Source organism: Bradyrhizobium sp. LTSP857, from assembly GCF_000938285.1.
Lineage (GTDB): Bacteria > Pseudomonadota > Alphaproteobacteria > Rhizobiales > Xanthobacteraceae > Bradyrhizobium.
The window spans coordinates 286,340-305,878 of sequence record NZ_JYMS01000039.1 but is presented as its reverse complement, the minus strand read 5'-3'; the positions used below and the strand labels follow the sequence as shown (position 1 = coordinate 305,878).

Genomic DNA, 19,539 nt, shown 5'->3' with positions numbered 1-19,539 from the left:
CTAGAGTTGAGATGACGACGTCTCGACGAAGCATGCCCTTCCTGCAGCCATCCACGCCAGAACATTCATGCCGCATCTTGTCGACATATCGATTCGTGTCCGGACTTTCATCGCTTTTGGATTGGTCCTGCTCGTTACGATCGGGCTCGGCTCCTTTGCGCTCGTTCAAATCGCGGCCGTCGACCGGGCGGCAAACGACCTCGGCGGCAAGGCAATGCCCGCGCTGTTCCAGAGTAGCGAGATGCTCAATGCGGTCGTCAATTTTCGGCGGGAGGAAGCCAATCGTCTTCTCAGCGTGACGCCTGAGGATGGGCGATACCGCGAAGGGCTGATGGACAAATACGCGACGAAGGCCGTCGACATCAGGAAGACCTATCAACCCAATGCCGCCGAGGAAAAAACGGCGATCGCCCAGTTCGATTCGACCTGGCCGGAATTCCAGAAATCCACAGTCTCGGTCGTGGATGCGCTGAAAGCCGGGGACAACGCCGCGGCTCGCAAATACTACGTCGGTGACAATAGAAACCAGTTTGACGCGCTCAACCTGACGCTTGCGAAGATCGTCGAGCTGAACGAGCGGGCGGGGCGCCAATCCTATGATCTGGTCAATGCCGCGACGGATCGGGCGCGCCTCGGCGTCATCGTCGCCCTGGTCGTCGCGACCTGCATCGCGCTTGCCGCCGGCATGGTAACGGTCCTGACCACGGCATCGCCGATCCGGCGGTTGACTGGCGTGATGGCGCAGTTGAGCGGCCACGATCTGCACGTCACGATTCCGGATGCGAACCGACGCGATGAGATCGGCGCGATGGCGCGCGCCGTCGAGATCTTCAAGACCGGTCTCATCGAAGCCGACAGGCTAGCCGCGGTTCAGAAGGCCGACGAAGCGGAAAAGGCCCGCAGGGTCGGCATGATCGATGCCCTGGTGTCCGACTTCGACGCGCGGTCGTCCGACGCGCTGTCGAGTTTTGGAGCGGCGGCATCGCAGCTCGACTCGACGGCCCAGAGCATGTCGGCACTCGCAATGGAGTCGACCCAGCAGACCAACATTGCTGCCACGGCAGCGGCCGCGACGACGACCAACGTCCAAAGCGTGGAATCGGCTGCCGAAGCGATGGCGACCAGCATTGCCGACATCAATAGCCAGGTTGGACACGCCAAGGAGATTGCGGACCGCGCGTCTGACGACATCCGGCGAACCAGCACGACCGTTGTCGGCCTGACCGAGGCCACCCAGAAGATCGGGGAGATCGTCACGCTGATCCAGGCGATCGCCGCCCAGACCAATCTGCTGGCGTTGAACGCCACGATCGAAGCGGCCCGGGCCGGCGAGGTCGGCAAGGGATTTGCCGTCGTGGCAGCGGAAGTGAAGGGGCTGGCCACCCAAACGGCGAAGGCAACGGACGAGATCGCGACACAGATCGCCGCGGTTCAGAAGGTCTCCGGCGAAACGTCGTCGGCCATCCAGGGAATCGGCACGACCATCGAGGAGCTCAACGCGATCTCGACCCGCATTGCCGGCGCCATGGAACAGCAGGGCGCCTCGACCCACGAAATCAGCCGCAACGTCAAGCAGGCGGCTGCCGGTACCCGGGAGATGGCCGACACCATGGTCCACGTGACCCGTGCTGCCGGCGAATCCGGTACGGCGTCCGCCCAGGTGTTGCAGGCGGCATCAGATCTCTCGCTTCGGTCCAAATCCCTGCAGTCGCAAGTCGCAACCTTTTTGACAGCGATCAAGACCGCCTGATTGCGGTTCGGCAGCATCACCGCAATCTTGAATGGGCCATGCCATTCGGCGGCCGTGTCGAAATTACGGAATTGCGGTGACTATTCAAGTTTAAGTGACGTGTCCGGCCGGATCATTTCCTACCAGCGTCGAAATATTTGCACAGCGCCGATGTTTCTCATGCTGATGACAGAAACACTCGGATCCCCGATACCCCCGGCTGCACTGGTTTCCCTGGCGACGTCGGTGCCTCCCCACGTGCTTTTGCAAGAGGACGTGCTGACGGCGGCATGGGATGTCTTCGGCGCCCGCTTTCCCGAATTCGAACGGTTCTCAACCATCTTTTCGAATACCGGAATCGTCAAGCGTCACGGCGTCAAGCCGTTCGACTGGTATCTCGAACGACGAGGCTGGCCGGAACGCACCGAGGCCTTTCTCGAAGGAGCTGAAGCGCTATTTATCGATGTCGCCGAGAAGGCGCTGGCGAGCGCGCAACTTGCCGGCAGCGATGTCGACGCTGTCGTGACCGTCTCTTCCACGGGAATCGCGACACCAAGTCTCGAGGCGCGCGTCGCCCGCCGGATGGGCTTCCGATCCGACGCGATGCGTGTACCGGTGTTTGGTCTTGGCTGTGCGGGCGGGGTTTCGGGTTTATCGATTGCATCGCGCCTCGCCCAAGCGCGGCCTGGCACTAACGTACTGCTGGTCACGATCGAGCTCTGCTCACTCGCACTTCGCCTGGACGAACTTACCAAGGCCAACATCGTTGCCGTCAGCCTGTTCGGCGACGGCGCTGCTGCAATCGTGTTGCGCGCGGGCGATGGCGGCTCGACGCAGATCGAGGCTACCGGCGAACATCTTTGGCCGGATACGCTTGGCATCATGGGATGGAGTGTCGACCCGGAAGGATTCGGCGTCATCTTTCGCCGCACCATACCTGATTTCGTCACGAGGCATCTCAACTCCGCCGTGACGGAAATTCTCTCCAGAATGCGCCTTTCGATGCAAGACATTGACCGGTTCATCTGCCATCCCGGCGGCACGAAGGTTGTCAGTGCATTGGAAAGCGCGCTCGCGCTCGACCAAGGCACGCTTTCCCATGAACGGCAGATTATCGCCGACTTTGGCAACATGTCGTCACCCACTGTGTTGTTCGTGCTCGAGCAGGCCTTCGCGAAGGGGTTGCCGGCGCGGTCGCTGTTGACGGCGCTCGGACCCGGCTTCACCGCGAGCTGTGTCGCGCTACGGCACACTGCGTGACGTTTGCTGAACTCATTCTCGGCGCCATCACGCTGCAGCGCGTCGGCGAACTCGTCATTTCGCGCGCCAACACTCGAAAGCTCCTGGCCAAGGGCGCCGTTGAGGTGGCACCCCGGCATTATCCGTTGATCATCACGGTTCATGCAGCCTGGCTGTTGTCGCTGTGGGTGTTTGGACGCGACCAACCGGTGAATGTCGCTGCCCTGGCCGGCTACCTTATCCTTCAGTGCCTTCGCTTCTGGGTCATCTGGACGCTCGGCTCACGATGGACGACGCGGATTATTGTTCTGCCCGAACAAGCGCTCGTGTCAGCGGGACCCTATCGATTTCTGTCGCATCCCAACTATGCGGTGGTTACCGGCGAGATCGCCGTGCTCCCTTTGGTTCTCAGTCTTCCGCTGCTGGCCGTCCTCTTCAGCATCCTCAACGCTACGGTTCTCGCGATCCGCATCCGGGCAGAAAACCGCGCTCTCGCTGCATCCCGTAAGACATTGCGCGTGGCGCATGGTCACTGAACGGGTTACCGAGCCCAGTGCGGCTACGTGGCTTGGCTTCGTCCTGATGTGCCTTGGCATGTTCATGGCGATCCTCGACATTCAGGTCGTCGCCACTTCGCTACCCACGATCCAGAGTACACTCGCCATATCGCGAGAGGCGATGAGCTGGATTCAAACAGCGTATCTGATCGCCGAGATCATAGCCATTCCACTGACCGGGTGGCTTACGCGCGCGCTGACGCTGCGGTGGCTGTTCGTTACTGCGATCAGCCTCTTTACCCTGGCCTCCATCGGTTGCGCGTTCAGCGGCAGTTTTACGACGCTTGTCGGCTTCCGCGTGCTTCAGGGGTTTGCTGGCGGCGTGCTGATTCCGGCGGTTTTCTCCGCTGTCTTCCTGCTGTTTCCGATCCGTTTGCATCCCGCGACCACCATGGCCGGCATCATGGCCGTGCTGGCGCCCACGGTCGGGCCGGTGGTCGGTGGCTGGATCACCGACACGTGGTCCTGGCATTGGCTGTTTCTGATCAATGTCGCCCCCGGTGCGATCGCCGCACTCGCCACGCCAATGCTGCTTCCGCGCGAACGACCGCGGTTTTCCGATCTGACCACACTCGACGTGCCTTCCCTCGCACTTCTTGCGGTTTCGCTTGCATGCCTGGAGATCGGCCTGAAGGAAGGCCCGCAACACGGGTGGCTTTCGCCATTCTGCTTTATCCCGATTGTCTTGAGTGCTGCCGCGGCAATTGTCTTCACCATCCGAACACTCAGGGCCGCGCATCCGGTGGTCGATCTGTCGACATTTGGATCTCGCTCGTTTGCGATCGGTTGCGCATTGAGCTTCTTCCTCGGAATTGGATTGTTCGGCTCGGTCTATCTCATGCCGGTCTTCCTCGCCTATGTTCGACATCATGACGCATTTGAAATCGGCACGATCATGCTCGTCACCGGCGTTTCGCAGCTTGCCACCGCGCCGATTGCGGGCCTGCTGGAAAGCAGGTTCGATCCCCGTTGGTTGTCGGCGGCGGGGTTTGGTCTGTTCGCGATCGGACTGGGTTGCAGTGCATTCGAGAGCCGTGTCGCCGACTTCCACGAAATGTTCTGGCCGCAAGTCTTGCGCGGCGTTGCGATCATGTTCTGCCTGCTGCCTCCGACACGGCTGGCGTTGGGCTCGCTGGCCGCATCGCGGGTACCCGACGCAAGTGGTCTGTTCAATCTGATGCGAAACGTCGGGGGCGCGATCGGTATCGCGCTGATCGATACGATCCTTTATGGGCGCACCGGCGCGCACGCCGACGCTCTGCGCGAGCGTCTGATTGCGGGCGATGTGACTGCGGCTCAGGCGATCGGGCTTGACCTGACGTTGTTTACCCATCGCCCTGCGGGGGTCTCCGATGCCACGATTGAAGCCTATCTGCGTCCCATGGTCGAAAAGGCCGCATTCGCACTCAGTGCCAACGAAGCCTGGGCGCTCCTCGCTTGCGCGGCGCTGCTCGGACTATTGCTGATTCCGTTCGCGGCCGGTTCCTCGGAAGGCACTGATGCAGGGACGGACGAGCTTTGAACAACGCTACTGCCCATGCCTGATCAGCACGTCTCGGCAAGCCGGATGTAGCCTGGTGCGATTTTCCTTCAGGCAGGCCAGAATAGTAAAGTCGCCTTGATCCATCCACTTGCGGCAGAGTCGCTCAACGTCGTGGGTGCAGGCCTTCTCATCCTGGTCGCTACCAGCGTGCTGAGCGACGCTTTCGGTCGATAGGCTCGCGAGCAATGCGAGGGCCAGGAGAATTTTATTCATTGCGTTTCCTTCCTCTCTTGCAGTCGTCTTGTTCAACGGTCGTAGAGTGCCGCAATGCAGCTTCATTCCATGACCATCGCATGGTCGTTGCTCGCCTCGGACGCAGCACGCCGCAGCAGCAGCACCAGGGGGGTGGCGCCCAGTGAGAGGAGCATCATCAGTTTGAAATCGTCGATGTAGCTGATGATGGAAGCCTGATTCTGGATGACCTGATCGAGGGCAGCCCGTCCTGAGGCGGTCCACGGACTCCACGCGTGTGCCATGACGCTGTTCCTGAAGCCGGGATTAACCGCCGTGACATGGCTTCCGATGATGGCATGGTTGATTTGGCTATTCCTCGTCAGAAGATAGGAAACGACGGAGATTCCCACGCTGGAGCCGACGTTTCGCGAGAGGTTGTACAGACCGGTTGCGTCGGGCCGCTGCTCCGGGGCAAGCGTGGCAAAGGTCACGGTGGTCAGCGGGACAAAAAGAAATCCAAGACCCGCGCCCTGGATGAATCCAGTCACTGCGATCGTCCATTGCGAGACGTCGGGGGTCCAACCGGTCATGTCATACAGGGCCCATGCCGTCAGCAGCAGGCCAATCATAAGGAGTATCCTGGTGTCGATCCGCCCGATCAACCTGCCGACCACGAACATGCAGACCATGGTCCCAATACCGCGCGGGCCCATGACGAGCCCGGCCGTGACGACGGGGTATCCCATCAGCGTTTGCAGATAGGGCGTCATCAGCGCCAGCGACGACAGATAGGTTATGCCGACGATGAAAATGAACAGCATTCCCACCGTGAAGTTGCGATCGAGGAACAGCTTCGGATTGACGAACGAGTCGTCGGCCGTGAAGGTGTGAACAAGGAAGACGTAGAACGCCGATACCGCGACGACGGCCTCGATCAGGATCTCGAAGGAGGAAAACCAGTCGAGCTGCGCGCCCCGATCCAGAAAGACCTGCATCGCGGCGATAGCGATACTCAGGCTGCCAAATCCGACCCAATCGAGCCTGGCGGCTGCGCTGGTTTTGGTTTCCCGCAGGAAGAACGATATGCCAGCAAAGGCGAGAGCACCAAGCGGCACATTGATATAAAAAACCCAGCGCCAGGTGTAATGATCCGTCAGCCAGCCGCCGATGACCGGACCGAGCACCGGCCCGACCATCACGGACACGCCGAATAACGCCATCGCCGATCCCCGTTCTTCGGGGGTGTAGATGTCGAGCAGGATCGACTGAGACACTGGCACCAGCGCCGCACCGAAAAAGCCTTGCAGCAGGCGGAACGCCACGATCTGGACCAACGACTGCGCGATGCCGCACAGCACCGACGCGATGACGAAGCCGGTGACCGCCGCCATCAGAATCCGCCGGCGCCCGAACTTGTTGACGAGAAAGCCTGATGGCGGGGTCATGATCGCGGCGGCCACAATGTAGGATGTGAGTACCCAATTGATCTGATCCGCGCTGGCCGAAACGCTCCCCTGTATGTAGGGAAGCGCGACGTTGGCGATTGTGGTATCCAACGCCTGCATGATCACGGCGAGGATCACGCAGGCCGTGATGGCGGGCCGATTGATCGGCCGAGCCTCGACGGTCGCGGAATCAGTCATTTTCGTTTTCCGAGGACGAGGAGCTGAACAGGCCCGTGATGAAGCTGGGCAGTCCGCGCTCGTGTCCGGTATCGACGTTCAATTCCACGCTCATACCGACGCGCAATGACGGCATGTCGGGCGCATTGTTGACCCGGATGCGCATCGGAATGCGCTGGACAACCTTGACCCAATTGCCGCTGGTATTTTCGGCCGGAAGCAATGAAAAGCTCGATGCCGACGCCGGGCTTATGCTTTCGACCGTGCCAACCCATCGCTTGCCAGGATAGCTATCGACGTCGACCGTCACCTTCTGTCCGGGCTTGACATAAGTCAGTTCCGTTTCCTTCGGGCTGGCTTGAATCCAGACATGATCGGTCGACACAATGTTGAATGCTGTTGCTGCGGCGGCGAGATATTGGCCAGGCTGCAACGACGGCACGTTGGTCACGATTCCGGCGAAGGGTGCTTTGACAACGGTATGGGACAGCTGGCGCGCAGCCTCGTTCCGTGCAGCCAGCGCATCCTTGTAGCGTGGATGATCCTCAATCGGCGCATCCGGATTATTGTTCAGGTTTGCGGCGATTCCGGCAAGCTGCGCTTCCAGCGAGGCGAGCTTTTGCTGCGATGCTTGCAGCGTATTGCGGGCCGCGTCAAACGTCGCCCGCGGTGTGAAGTCGTTGGTGATCAACTGTTGCTGGCGCTTGAAGTTGACATTGTTGAAATCGACGTCTGTTTTGGCCTGTTCGACCTGGCTCTGCATGTTGCGGTAGCTGGTCTGCAGCGCGACAAGATCATTCCGGGTGTTTCCGATCTGGGCTTCAGCCCGATCCAGCGCCAGCCGAAATGGCAGGTCGTCCAGCTTGAACAGCACATCGCCCTTCGCGACCTTCTGGTTGTCGTGGACGAGTACGTTGGTGACAATCCCGGAAACGTCGGTAGACAATCCGACCATGTCGGCCTGGACGTAGGCGTTGTCGGTCGACATGACAGCGCCCCCCGTCACATAGAGATAGCCGCCGACGATCAGCGCCACCGGCAACAAGGCAAACATCAGAACCCGCTTTCGGGATTTTTTCGGCGCTCCCGGAGCGGCCGACGCAGGCCGGTGGTGCGGTTCGCCGGGCGACTTGCGATCGTCCGATCGCTCTTTCGCTGCCGGCTCGGCGGCTGCGTCTGTGTCTTGAGCGTCCCTCGCCTCGGGCGGATGGCGCGTCAAACGATAGACCTTGTCCTCAGCGCCCTGTGAATCACCATGGGAGATGGCCTTTTCGCTGTCGGCACCGTGCCGTTTGGGATTTACTTCGCCGGTACTGCCCATGACTTGCTCGCTTCTGCTTTTCCTCCGAAGTCGCACGCTTCGGTGAGGTTGAGTTTCAAAACTTTGAGGGTCTCCAGCAGGCGCAAACCTTCCGACTCGGATAGACCGGTCAGCGCCTCGCGGCGGGTGATCTCGCCGAGCTTGCGTGCCTGCATCAGCTTTGGCCGGGCAGCCGGCGCAAGCCGGAGGATCCGGACCCGCCGGTCCGACGAATCCGGATGTCGCTCGATCAGCCCGCAAGCCTCTAGCTTGTCCAAAATCCGCGAAAGCGTGATCGGCTCGATGTCGAGGAGTTCTGCCAATCCGCTTTGGTTGATGCCTTCGTTCTGAGCCAGATAGGCCAGCGCCTGCCATTGCGATCGCGTCAGCCCGGATTCGCGGGAAATCTGCTCAAACCTCTTCCTGAGCAGCCGCGCGACTTCGTGCAGCAGAAAACCAAGGGTGGGGGATTCGACTTCCAAGGCTCTCAAATTCCTACGTAAGCTTATGATAAGCTTGCTTATTAATCTGATAAGCTTGCTTATGAAAAATGCAAGCGCACCCCCTCTGGAAACACGCCATCGTGAAGGGGGCAGGTCAGCGTCTGAAGGAATCGGAACAGGCGCGAAGTGCTTGCTCGGCGCGTGATCCGAGGACGAGGGAACGGAGCGCTGTGATCGGCGCTCCTCTCGACGCTTCAGCGCAGGAGAAGGCTTCGCGTTGGAGGCGCAATCGTTACGGACGGCAATGGACAGGCTCGATTTTTGCCAACGCTCTTCTCTGAAAAATTCGGTCCAGTCCCGCAAGGAGGAGAGGGGCGCAGTCCGCGCATTGACTCCACGCCTCCCCGCTGCCGCTTGAGCTGGACAAACGAAAAGGCCCGATCGCGATGGCGACCGGGCCTTCTCTTTTGATGTTCGTAGCTCGAAATCCGAGGCCTATAGCGCGGAAAGACTGTCCCGGATTTCGCTTGCGCTCATCCGGGCTACAGATCTTCGTGCTTACGCGGCGGTCGAGGCCTTCCGCGCGGCCTTCTCCTGAGCGGCGGCGGCCTCGTCCTTGCGAATCTCCGACAGGCGCTTCTGCACTTCCGCCGAGAAGATGTACTGCGCCGGGCGCTGCTTCGACATGTCGATCTCCGGCGCCATCGGACCCGTGGTCCTGATGCCGCGTAGCGACACCCACATCGCCTTGATCGGGTTGTTGAGCGCTGCGGTTGCCGCCGTCGGCTCGTAACCGCAATGGGCCATACAGTCCGCGCACTTCTCGTACTTGCCGGTGCCGTAGGTCTCCCAGTCCGTGGTGTCCATCAGCTCCTTGAAGGTTTTTGCGTAGCCTTCACCGAGCAGGTAGCAGGGCTTCTGCCAACCAAAAATGTTGCGTGCGGGCATGCCCCACGGCGTGCACTCGTATTCCTGGTTGCCGGCGAGGAAGTCAAGGAACAGGCCGGAATGCATGAAGTTCCACTTCTTGCCCTTGCCCATCGCAAAGACGTCGCGGAACAGCTTCTTGGTCTTGGTGCGGTTGAGGAAGTGCGCCTGGTCCGGTGCGCGCTCATAGGCGTAGCCCGGCGACATCGAGACGCCGACACCAAGCTCGACCGTGAGGTCGAGGAATTTTGCGATCTCCTCGGCCGGATGGCCGTCGAAGATGGTGGCGTTGACGTTGACGGTGAAACCGCGCGCCTTCGCCGCCTTGATCGCGGACACGGCGCGGTCGAACACGCCCTTCTGCGACACCGCCTTGTCGTGATGGTCCTTCAGGCCGTCGAGATGCACGGAGAAGAACAGATAGGGCGACGGCTCGAACAGATCGAGCTTCTTCTCGAGCAGCAGCGCGTTGGTGCAGAGCGAGACGAACTTCTTGCGGGCCACGAGGCCGCGCACGATCTCGCCGATCTCCTTGTGGATCAGCGGCTCGCCGCCGGGAATCGCCACCATCGGCGCGCCGCACTCGTCAGCCGCGTCCCAGCACTCCTGTGCGGTCATGCGGCGGTTGAGGATCGCATCCGGATAGTCGATCTTGCCGCAGCCGACGCAGGCGAGGTTGCAGCGGAACAGCGGCTCCAGCATCAGCACGAGCGGATAGCGTTTGCGGCCAAGCATTTTCTGCTTGAGCAAATAGCCGCCGATACGCATTTCCTTGAAGAAGGGGATAGCCATTACACGTTTTCTTTCTGGGCTTGGAATTCGGGTAGGTCAGCTCGCAGCCAGTTGGGCCGGAAGCCTGAATTCGATGTTTTCCTCGCGGCCCGGGAGCACCGACACCGTCACCGGTCCGATCCGCCGCAGCGCTTCGATCACGTCATCCACCAACACCTCGGGCGCCGAGGCGCCGGCCGTGAGGCCGACGGTTCTGGCACCTTTCAACCACTCCGGATTGAGCTCGCGGCCATCGGCGATCAAATAACTCGCGACGCCGGCCTCAGTGCCGATTTCGCGGAGCCTGTTCGAGTTCGAGCTATTGGCAGCGCCCACCACCAAGATCACGTCGACCAGCTTACTCAAGTCCCTTACCGCAGATTGGCGGTTCTGTGTCGCATAGCAGATATCCCGGATGTCGGGGCCTTGAATATCTGTAAATCTGGCCTGAAGGGCCCCGATAATGTCCCTGGTGTCGTCGACCGACAGCGTGGTCTGGGTGATATAGGCCACAGGCGTATCTACCGGCAGCGTCAGGGCCTTAACCTCGTCGACGCTCTGGACCAGCAGCACGGGGCCGGGAACCTGGCCCATCGTGCCCTCGACCTCAGGATGGCCGGCATGGCCGATCAGGATCAGGGTACGGCCCTTGGTGATGTAGCGCTTCCCCTGATTGTGAACTTTCGTGACCAGGGGGCAGGTGGCGTTCAGCACCGGAAGGTCGCGCGCGGCGGCCTCTTCCTCGACGCTGCGCGCGACGCCATGGGCGCTGAAAACGGTCACTGCCTTCGGCGGAACCTCAGACAGCTCCTCGACGAAGATCGCGCCTTTGTTCTTCAGGCTCTCGACGACGTATTTGTTGTGCACGATCTCATGGCGCACGTAGACGGGCGGGCCGTACTTCTGGAGGGCCCGTTCTACGATCTCGATCGCGCGCACCACGCCCGCGCAAAAGCCGCGCGGCTGCGCTAGATAAACTTCCATTGGACGCCCATCACGCAAGTTGCACCAATCCGCTCAATTGTCCCTGGCGGCACCCCGATACTGGCCAATGTTGCAATATCCGCACCATTGGCTTCGCGACCGCGGTAACCGCTCACCCCATCTGGGCCCTGGCGCATGCAGGCACAGCACTTTGTGTCAAAAAATCGGCAGCAAGGAAAGGTGGAATGAACCTTGGGTTCCCTGTAGGGCTAATCTTACGGTATCATAATATGGTATTTCGTGTGCGCAAAATGGCGACATTTGTGCTCACCCCTTCGTCACTTTCCCGCCTCAAGTCACCGGCTATACCGATCGCCCCGCAAGATTTTGCCATGGTCTCCCGGCGTTTACTTCGAACCTTGTTCCCGCGAGACGCACTCAAAACAGCAATAGGTTTCGCTCCGGAACTCCGATAAACAGCGGGCGTTTCCGGCAAGCTGTTAACACTAGAAAGAAAATACGTGCTGCAAAGCGTCGTCGTTGCCATCGTCAGGGCCTGCACCCGGTTTGCCCCCCTCGTCGTCGTTCTCGGGCTCCTGTTGGCGGTCGGGGCGGGCTATTACACGTCCCAGCACTTCGCCATCAACACCGACATCAATTCGCTGATTGCCCAGAATCTGGACTGGCGCCAGCGCGACCAGCAGTTCGACCGCGCCTTCGATCGCGATGCGACGATTCTCGCCGTCGTCGAGGCCAAGACGCCGGAGATGGCGACTGCGGCTGCGGACGCGCTCTATGCCAAGCTGAAGGACAACAAGACCGACTTCCAGTCGATGCAGCAGCTCGGCACCGGCGAGTTCTTCGAGAAGAATGGCCTGCTGTTCCTGCCGACCGAGGAAGTCGGCAAGATCACCAGCCAGTTCGAATCCGCGGCCCCCCTGATCGAGATCATGGCTGGCGATCCCTCGATCCGCGGCCTGACCGGCGCGCTGGAGACAGGACTTGCCGGCGTCAAGCGCGGGCAAGTGAAGCTCGACAACACCGAGCGGCCGTTCAACCAGATCGCCGAGACGGTCGAGACCGTGCTCAACAAGGGCAATGCGAGCTTCTCCTGGCGCGAGCTCGTCAGCGACCAGCCGCTGTCGGATTCCGACAAGCGGGCCTTCATCGAGTTCAAGCCGGTCCTCGACTACAACGCGCTGGAGCCCGGCAAGGACGCCACCGACGCGATTCGCAAGGCCGCCGCCGATCTGGATTTCCCGACCAAATACCAGGCGCGGGTACGGCTGACCGGTCCGGTCCCGATTGCCAACGAGGAATACGCCACCGTCCAGGAAGGCGCCGTCGTCAACGGCATCGGCACGGTGGTCGTCGTGCTCTTGATCCTGTGGCTTGCGCTGCACTCCTCGAAGATCATCTTCGCGGTGTTCATCAATCTCTTCGTCGGTCTCGCGCTGACAACCGCCGCCGGCCTGATGATGGTCGGCTCGTTCAACCTGCTGTCGATCGCGTTCGCCGTGCTGTTCGTGGGACTGGGCGTCGATTTCGGTATCCAGTACAGCGTCCGCTACCGCTCGGAGCGCTACAAGCACGACAATCTCTCCGGCGCGCTGGTGCTTGCCGCGAAGCGCTCCGCGGTGCCGCTGTCGCTGGCGGCGATGGCGACCGCCGCCGGCTTCCTCTGTTTCCTGCCGACCGACTACAAGGGCATCTCCGAGCTCGGCCAGATCGCGGGCGTCGGCATGCTGGTGGCGTTCATCTCCAGCATCACCATCCTGCCCGCGATGCTGAAGCTGCTGAATCCGCCCGGCGAGATGGAGCCGGTCGGCTATGCCTTCCTGGCGCCGCTCGATTACTTCCTGGAGAAGCACCGTGTGTTGGTTGTGGGCGGCACGTTGCTGCTGGCGATCGCCGGCCTGCCGCTGCTCTACTTCCTGAAGTTCGACTTCAACCCGATGAACCTGCGCAACCCGAAGGCGGAATCGATCGCGACCTTCCTCGACCTGCGCAAGGATCCCAACACCGGCGCCAATGCCATCAACGTGATGACCACGTCGGAAGAGCAGGCGAAACAGGTCGAGGCCAGGCTGGAGAAGGTGCCGGAAGTGCTGCGGGTGATGTCGCTCGACAGCTTCGTGCCGGAGGATCAGCAGCCGAAGCTGAAGCTGCTCGCACAGGGCGCCAAAGTGCTGAACCCCGCGCTCAATCCGGACCAGATCGACGCGGCGCCGTCCGACCAGGAGAACGTCCAGTCGCTGCAATCCTCGGTCGACAATCTGCGCCGGACCGCCGGTGACGCCAAGGGCCCGGGCGCAGTCGCCTCGCGCCGGCTCGCGGACGCACTGGAGAAGCTCGCCAAGGCCGACGAGGCGACCCGCAACAAGGCACAGGACGTGTTCGTCACGCCGATGAAGATCGTGTTCGACCAGCTCAGGAATGCGATGCAGGCCGAGCCGGTCAGCCTGAAGTCGCTGCCGCCCGATCTCGTCAACACCTGGAAGAGCAAGGACGGCATCACCCGCGTCGAGGCGCTGCCGAAGGGCGATCCCAACGATAACGACACGCTGCGCAAGTTTGCGGCAGCGGTGCTCGCTGCCGAGCCGACCGCGATCGGCGGCCCGGTCTCGATCCTGAAATCCGGCGACACCGTGGTGAACGCGTTCATCCACGCCGGTATCTATGCGTTGCTGGTGATCGGCCTGTTGCTCTGGGTCACGTTGCGGCGGATCACCGACGTGCTGATGACTTTGGTGCCGCTTCTGGTTGCCGGCGCAGTAACGCTCGAGATCTGCGTGCTGATCGGCCTGCCGCTCAACTTCGCCAACATCGTCGCGTTCCCGCTGCTGCTCGGCGTCGGCGTTGCCTTCAAGATCTACTATGTCGTGGCCTGGCGCTCGGGCAGGACAAACCTGCTTCAAACCAGCCTGACGCGCGCGATCTTTTTCAGCGCACTGACGACGGCGACCGCGTTCGGCAGCCTTTGGCTGTCGAGCCATCCGGGCACATCCAGCATGGGCAAGCTGCTGGCGCTCTCGCTGGTGACGACACTCGCCGCTGTGCTGCTGTTTCAGCCGGCCCTAATGGGCAAACCCCGCAATCTCAGGGAGTAGGCAGATGTCGCCGACGGGGTCGGCGGCGCCCTTCTGACCGGGCTTGGCCGCGGCGGCGCTCTTCGGAGCTCCCGTCGTCGGCGCAGGTGCCGCGGCACCCGGCGTTGCTGCGGCCTTGGGCGCCGCGCCGGTGGTTTTTGGCGCACCTTTGGCCATGGCATTGGCGGGGCTCAACGGGATCGGCGGCCCGACTCGGGTCCAGGTCTCTCCGCCGCACAGGAAGCCCAGCACGCAGCCCTTGATCTCAAGCTGGTCCGTGCCCACCGGGGTGATGGTGGACGAGTAAAGCTGGCCATCCTTGGCGTTGTAGACTTGGCCTTCCCACTGCTCGGCGCCGGCCGTCTTCTTCATGTCGATCAGGATCGCCATGCCGAGCGTCGGCCTGTTCTTTTTTGAAACATCCGGATTGTACTCGTCGCGACCGCCGGGGCCTTTCTCCCAGGAGACAGCGCCCCACATGTTGCCATTGCATTGGCCGACGCGGACGTTGGCGACGCCGTCGGCGACCCGCCAGTCGCCGGTGGGATCGGCGGCGAGCGCGGGAGTCAGGCAGGTGTAACCGCCAGCCAGTATTATTCCGGTGAAAATGGTCAAACGCATGAGTGTTCCTTGGCAGTGCAACATGGTTTAAAGCTGTGCTTGCGAAGATGGTCCGAAAAAGGGCAAAAGGCCGCACAGACCCTTTTCCGATTACTGACCGTTTTCAGTTGACGAAGCGGCCCTCAACCGAAGTATGTAGCGGATGAACAGTCCAAATCCAGACATGTCTCAGCTATTCGCGGACCGTCAGGCCCAGCGCAGCGCCCTGCATAATCGGTACCTGAACGAGCAGTTCGTCCGGGTTCTCAAGACCATCGGCTATGATGTCGGCTTCCAGAAGGGGCAGGGGCAGTACCTCTACGATCGCGATGATGCGCGCTATCTCGACCTTTTGTCCGGTTTTGGCGTGTTTGCGATCGGGCGCAATCATCCGGTGATGCGCGAGGCGCTGAAAAGCGTGCTCGATGCCGATCTGCCCAATCTGGTCCAGTTCGACGTCTCGGTCCTCGCCGGCGTGCTCGCCGAGCGGCTTCTGAAATATGTTCCCTATCTCGACAAGGTGTTCTTCGCCAATTCCGGCGCCGAATGCGTCGAGGCGGCGATCAAGTTCGCGCGCGGCGCCACCGGCCGCCCGGGCATCGTCTATTGCGCCCACGGCTACCATGGCCTGACCTATGGCGCGCTGTCGCTGACGGGTGATTCGAACTTCCGCACCGGCTTCGAGCCTCTGCTGCCCGGCTGTACCTCGGTCCCGTTCAACGATCTCGCCGCGCTCGAAAAAGCGCTGGCCTCGCGCGAGGTCGCGGCCTTCGTCGTCGAACCGATCCAGGGCAAGGGCGTCAACATGCCCTCCGACGAGTTCCTGCCGGGTGCGGCCGCGCTCTGCAAGAAATACGGCACGCTGTTCGTCGCCGACGAGATCCAGACCGGCATGGGCCGCACCGGCCGCTTCCTCGCGGTCGAGCACTGGAACGTCGAGCCCGACATGGTGCTGCTGTCGAAGTCGCTGTCGGGCGGCCATGTGCCGGTCGGTGCCGTGCTGACGCGCAAGAGCATCTTCGACAAGATCTTCAACCAGATGGACCGCGCAGTGGTGCACGGTTCGACCTTCTCCAAGAACGATCTGGCGATGGCCGCGGGCATTGCCACGCTCGATGTCATGGAGTCCGAGAAGCTGATCGAGTCCGCCGCCAAGCGCGGCGCCGAGCTTCGCCTTGCGCTGACGCGCATGGTGCCCGGCTACGAGCTGCTGAAGGAAGTGCGTGGCAAGGGCCTTATGATCGGCATCGAGTTCGGTCCGCCAAAATCGCTGCGGCTCCGGGCCTCCTGGAACGTGCTGGAAGCTGCCAACAAGGGTCTGTTTTGCCAGCTCATCACCGTGCCGCTGTTCAAGGACCACAAGATCCTCACGCAAGTCGCCGGCCACGGCAGCCACACCATCAAGCTGCTGCCGCCGCTCACCATCACCGAAGAAGACTGCAACTGGATCGAGCGCGCCTTCGACGACGTCATCGCCGGCAGCCACAAGGTCCCCGGTGCGATCTGGTCGCTCGGCAAGACGCTGGTGGACAACGCGGTGAGAAGGTCGGCGTAGGCGGATCGCCGTCAGCTGTCGTCCTGGCGAAAGCCAGGACCCATATCGCGTGATCTCTCAATAGAATTCAGGGCCAGTACCACGCGATAACTTCGCTTCGTGGTAATGGGTCCTGGCTTTCGCCAGGACGACCATGTGGGAGCATTGCGTTTCATCAAGGTCGCGCGTCGATGTCGCGCCGCTACCCCTCCACATTCGCCTTCATCGCCGCCTCGAACTTGTCGACGAATTCGGTGAGCTCGTCGTTGCCGATATCGCTGACGGCCCAGAAGTTCAGGCCGCGCTCGCCCCAGCGGCGGCAGTTGAAGCCCTGCATGGTCTGGGTCTTGGGCGGACGATGCTCGGTGCTCGAGGTCTGCGACACGAACAGGTTGACCACGTGCTGCCGACGCTTGTAGACGACCGCGCCGATGGCGCGTGCGTCGATATAGTCGAGCCGGCCGCCGACGAGGGTAAAGCCTTGCGCGGTGAGATCGATCACCGGTGGCGCAACGTCGAGCTTGCCGTTGAACCACGGTTTGACCGTATGCTGATCGGTCGAGACCACGTCGATGAGGTGGCCGGCCTGGAGCGAGCGCAGATGCGCGGAGACGACCTCCGAGAGAATGCGTTGTTGGTCATCCTGGCGCAGCACGACGGCAACGACTCCGGAGGCGGCGAGTGCCGAGACCGCCGAGCCCATCGCAAAGCCGCGCAGCACGGAGCGGCGGCTGGGCTGGCGCTGCGGTTGCGGCAGCGACGCCTCGATACGGGCGCGCAAGCCGGCCGGCGCGGTATAGCGCAGCTTGGTATCGGCAAGCACGCGCTGCATCTCGCGTTGCGCGGCAAGCTCGGCCGCGCAGGCCGGGCAGCTTGCGATATGGGCCTCGACCTCGCGCGCATGGCCGGCATCGAGCTCGTTGTCGAGCAGCGCGTGAAGCAGGATCTTTGCTTCGTCGCAGGTCATTTCGAGTGCTCCTCTTCCGCCGTCCAGGCCGCGCGCAGCATGGCGCGGGCGCGTGCGAGGCGGGACATCACGGTACCGACGGGGGCGCCGACGGCTTCGGCAATTTCACGATAGGACAGGTTGTTGATCTCCCGCAGCACGAAAGTTTCCTTGAACGGCTCGGCGAGCGCGTCGATCAACTTGCGAATGGCGCCGGCGTCGCGGCTGCGCAGCACCTCGGTTTCCGGGCTCGCCTCGGTCTCCTGCCACATCGGCGTCTGGTCGGCCGCGCCGGGTGTGTCCTCGATTCCGGCGTGTGAATGCGCGCGCCTTGCGTATTCGGCGTTGCAAACGTTGCGCAGGATCGCGAACAGCCACGGCTTCATCGCCGGACCGCGATAGCTGTCAAAATGCTTCAACGCACGCAGATAGCATTCCTGCACCGCGTCCTCGGCATCGGAGGCGTCGCGCAGCAAATAGCGTGCGAGCGTGTAGACGTCGTCGAGATAGGGCAACGCCGCCTCACGGAAGCGCTGCGCCTTCTGAAAATCGTCGCTGACGGGCATCGCCTCTCGCTTTGCCTCTTGCTGCGTTTGGTACGTCGTCTCGTGCTTCGTCTCGTTCTTGGCTTCGTCTTTGGGCCTGACCAAAGGCACGCGAGCCCGGCCGGCGTGGGACCACCGGCCGGGCAAGACAGAGATGCCTTGGTTGGAGATGTTACTCAACCTTGATCATCCCGGTCATGTGCGGGTGCAGTGAACAAAAATACTTGTAGTCGCCCGCATTGGTGAAGGTGAACGTGAATTTGTCGTCCGTATCCAGGGTCTTGGACCTGAACTTGCCGGCTGACACCACGGTATGGGGAATGTCGTCCCGGTTGGTCCAGGTCACCGTCGTGCCGAGCTTGATCTTGAGTTCCGGCGGCTGGAAGACGAAATTGTCGATGTGTACCTCCAGGTTGTCGTCGGCACGGGCGTTTGTGACGGGCAGCAGGATGGCCGCGGCCAAAGAAAGACCGAGGTCGATACTGAAGTCGCGGCGATTGAGTGTCTTCATTGTCAGCTTCCGTTCAGCCCTGAAGCGGCGTGTCGATGATGGCGAGCCGCTGCTCGTTCTGCTTGAAGTTGACGCTGGCGACCCCGAGCATCGAGCGGAGTTTTGCGTCCTCGACCTTCATCGGTCCCGGCGAGGGGGCGGTCCCCGGCGCCGGTTGCGGGAAAGCGGTCGAGCGTGCGGTGTGGAAGGTGACGTTGCCTTCGACCTTCTGCATCACCTGGTGGATGTGGCCGTTCAGCACGGTGACCGAGCCAAAGCCCTTGACGGATTCGAGCGCGCGGCCGCCGTCCTCGGTGCCCCAGCCCCATTCCGGATAGACGGTCCAGAGCGGGATATGGGCGAACAGCACGACTGGAGTGGATTTCGACTTGCCGCGGAGATCGTCCTCGAGCCAGGCAAGCTGCTCGGCGCCGAGATTGCCGAGACCGCCGCCCTTGAGGTCGACGACGTTGACGAGGCCGATGAAATGCACGCCGCCGGCGTCGAAGGAGTACCAGCCCTGGCCCTTGGTGCCGCGACCGTAGCGCTCGCGATAGAACTTCACCTCTTCGTCGAGGAAATCATGCTCGCCAGGCACGTAGTGCACGTCGAGCTTGCTCTGCGAGATGATGCGATCGGCATTGTCGAACTCGGCGGCCTTGGACAGATGGGTGATGTCGCCGGTGTGGATCATGAACGACGGCTTGACCGGCATTGCGTTGATCTTGTTGATGGCTTCCTCCAGCGTGCCCAGCGCATTGGGATTGGCCGGCTTGTCGAAACCGACATGGCTGTCGCTGATCTGGAGGAAGGTCATGCCGGGCGTGGCCGCGGTCGCGGCTTGCGCGGAATCGATGATGCCGAGCGAGCGCGGCACGCCGCCCGTGACGGTCCAGAGCACCCCGGTGCCGGCCCAGGTCATGCATTCCAGCACCTTGCGGCGGCTGACGCCGTCTTCGCCGTGATCGTGTCCGCTCATCGCACATCTCCTTTGGCCCGGAATTGGGCCGTCTGGGAGGTGATTGGGGGAGGGGCAGGTTTATTCGCGGGAGGCGATGACGTTTTCGTGAGGAGAATACGCTGGATCGAGACCCGCGCAATTCACG

The 19,539-nt window shown here is 61.8% G+C and carries 17 protein-coding genes; 6 read left to right on the top strand and 11 right to left on the bottom strand.

The features are described 5' to 3' along the window. The first annotated feature begins 67 nt into the window (after nucleotides 1–67). From UP06_RS26120 to UP06_RS26105, 4 genes are all read left to right on the top strand, one after another. Nucleotides 68–1,750 (top strand): methyl-accepting chemotaxis protein, encoded by a 1,683-nt coding sequence (locus UP06_RS26120; RefSeq protein WP_045006530.1) that lies wholly within the window; start codon nucleotides 68–70, stop codon nucleotides 1,748–1,750. A 159-nt stretch (nucleotides 1,751–1,909) separates the two neighbouring features. After that, nucleotides 1,910–2,989, top strand: coding sequence for a type III polyketide synthase (locus UP06_RS26115; RefSeq protein ID WP_245305540.1), 1,080 nt, complete (start codon nucleotides 1,910–1,912; stop codon nucleotides 2,987–2,989). Further along, on the top strand, nucleotides 2,986–3,504 hold the full coding sequence (locus UP06_RS26110; RefSeq protein ID WP_045006529.1) for an isoprenylcysteine carboxyl methyltransferase family protein: 519 nt from the start codon (nucleotides 2,986–2,988) through the stop codon (nucleotides 3,502–3,504). Before UP06_RS26115 ends, UP06_RS26110 begins: the two co-directional genes overlap by 4 nt. A 46-nt stretch (nucleotides 3,505–3,550) precedes the next feature. After that, nucleotides 3,551–5,047 (top strand): DHA2 family efflux MFS transporter permease subunit, encoded by a 1,497-nt coding sequence (locus UP06_RS26105; RefSeq protein WP_050032036.1) that lies wholly within the window; start codon nucleotides 3,551–3,553, stop codon nucleotides 5,045–5,047. 6 nt (nucleotides 5,048–5,053) lie between these two features. Here UP06_RS26105 and UP06_RS26100 read toward each other — a convergent pair whose 3' ends face one another. The 6 genes from UP06_RS26100 to ispH all read right to left on the bottom strand — a co-directional run bounded on the left by UP06_RS26100 (nucleotide 5,054) and on the right by ispH (nucleotide 11,289). Next, nucleotides 5,054–5,281, bottom strand: a complete 228-nt coding sequence (locus tag UP06_RS26100) for a hypothetical protein (RefSeq protein WP_045006527.1) — start codon at nucleotides 5,279–5,281, stop codon at nucleotides 5,054–5,056. A gap of 62 nt (nucleotides 5,282–5,343) precedes the next feature. Then, complete coding sequence (locus tag UP06_RS26095) at nucleotides 5,344–6,885, bottom strand: DHA2 family efflux MFS transporter permease subunit (protein ID WP_045006526.1); 1,542 nt, start codon at nucleotides 6,883–6,885, stop codon at nucleotides 5,344–5,346. After that, nucleotides 6,878–8,185, bottom strand: a complete 1,308-nt coding sequence (locus UP06_RS26090; protein WP_082081596.1) for an HlyD family secretion protein — start codon at nucleotides 8,183–8,185, stop codon at nucleotides 6,878–6,880. The genes UP06_RS26095 and UP06_RS26090 overlap by 8 nt, the downstream gene beginning before the upstream one ends. Beyond that, a complete protein-coding gene (locus UP06_RS26085; RefSeq protein ID WP_045006525.1) occupies nucleotides 8,164–8,646 on the bottom strand; it encodes a MarR family winged helix-turn-helix transcriptional regulator in 483 nt (160 codons plus the stop codon). Before UP06_RS26085 ends, UP06_RS26090 begins: the two co-directional genes overlap by 22 nt. Nucleotides 8,647–9,165: 519 nt before the next feature. Further along, nucleotides 9,166–10,326, bottom strand: coding sequence for an adenosyl-hopene transferase HpnH (gene hpnH, locus UP06_RS26080; protein ID WP_045006524.1), 1,161 nt, complete (start codon nucleotides 10,324–10,326; stop codon nucleotides 9,166–9,168). Nucleotides 10,327–10,362: 36 nt separating this feature from the next. Continuing rightward, on the bottom strand, nucleotides 10,363–11,289 hold the full coding sequence (gene ispH / locus UP06_RS26075; RefSeq protein WP_045006523.1) for a 4-hydroxy-3-methylbut-2-enyl diphosphate reductase: 927 nt from the start codon (nucleotides 11,287–11,289) through the stop codon (nucleotides 10,363–10,365). Nucleotides 11,290–11,750: 461 nt separating this feature from the next. Between ispH and hpnN the strand changes: the two genes are divergently transcribed. After that, on the top strand, nucleotides 11,751–14,339 hold the full coding sequence (gene hpnN / locus UP06_RS26070; RefSeq protein ID WP_045006522.1) for a hopanoid transporter HpnN: 2,589 nt from the start codon (nucleotides 11,751–11,753) through the stop codon (nucleotides 14,337–14,339). Here hpnN and UP06_RS26065 read toward each other — a convergent pair. After that, a complete protein-coding gene (locus tag UP06_RS26065) occupies nucleotides 14,307–14,939 on the bottom strand; it encodes a DUF2147 domain-containing protein (RefSeq protein ID WP_045006521.1) in 633 nt (210 codons plus the stop codon). The two genes, hpnN and UP06_RS26065, sit on opposite strands and share 33 nt — an antisense overlap. 142 nt (nucleotides 14,940–15,081) lie before the next feature. On the opposite strand from UP06_RS26065, the gene hpnO reads away from it, so the two are divergent. Continuing rightward, nucleotides 15,082–16,473: an aminobacteriohopanetriol synthase HpnO gene (gene hpnO / locus UP06_RS26060; protein ID WP_045006520.1), complete on the top strand. Its 1,392-nt coding sequence runs from the start codon at nucleotides 15,082–15,084 to the stop codon at nucleotides 16,471–16,473. Nucleotides 16,474–16,654: 181 nt separating this feature from the next. Here the strand turns inward: hpnO and UP06_RS26055 are convergent, their stop codons facing one another. The 4 genes from UP06_RS26055 to UP06_RS26040 all read right to left on the bottom strand — a co-directional run bounded on the left by UP06_RS26055 (nucleotide 16,655) and on the right by UP06_RS26040 (nucleotide 19,412). Continuing rightward, on the bottom strand, nucleotides 16,655–17,419 hold the full coding sequence (locus UP06_RS26055) for an anti-sigma factor family protein (protein ID WP_045006519.1): 765 nt from the start codon (nucleotides 17,417–17,419) through the stop codon (nucleotides 16,655–16,657). Further along, on the bottom strand, nucleotides 17,416–17,964 hold the full coding sequence (locus UP06_RS26050) for a sigma-70 family RNA polymerase sigma factor (protein ID WP_045006518.1): 549 nt from the start codon (nucleotides 17,962–17,964) through the stop codon (nucleotides 17,416–17,418). Before UP06_RS26050 ends, UP06_RS26055 begins: the two co-directional genes overlap by 4 nt. 151 nt (nucleotides 17,965–18,115) lie before the next feature. Further along, the gene (locus UP06_RS26045; RefSeq protein WP_045006517.1) at nucleotides 18,116–18,454 is read right to left on the bottom strand and encodes a cupredoxin domain-containing protein; all 339 of its coding nucleotides are present in this window, start codon (nucleotides 18,452–18,454) and stop codon (nucleotides 18,116–18,118) included. Nucleotides 18,455–18,467: 13 nt separating this feature from the next. Further along, a complete protein-coding gene (locus tag UP06_RS26040) occupies nucleotides 18,468–19,412 on the bottom strand; it encodes a metallophosphoesterase family protein (RefSeq protein WP_045006516.1) in 945 nt (314 codons plus the stop codon). Nucleotides 19,413–19,539 lie beyond the last annotated feature (127 nt).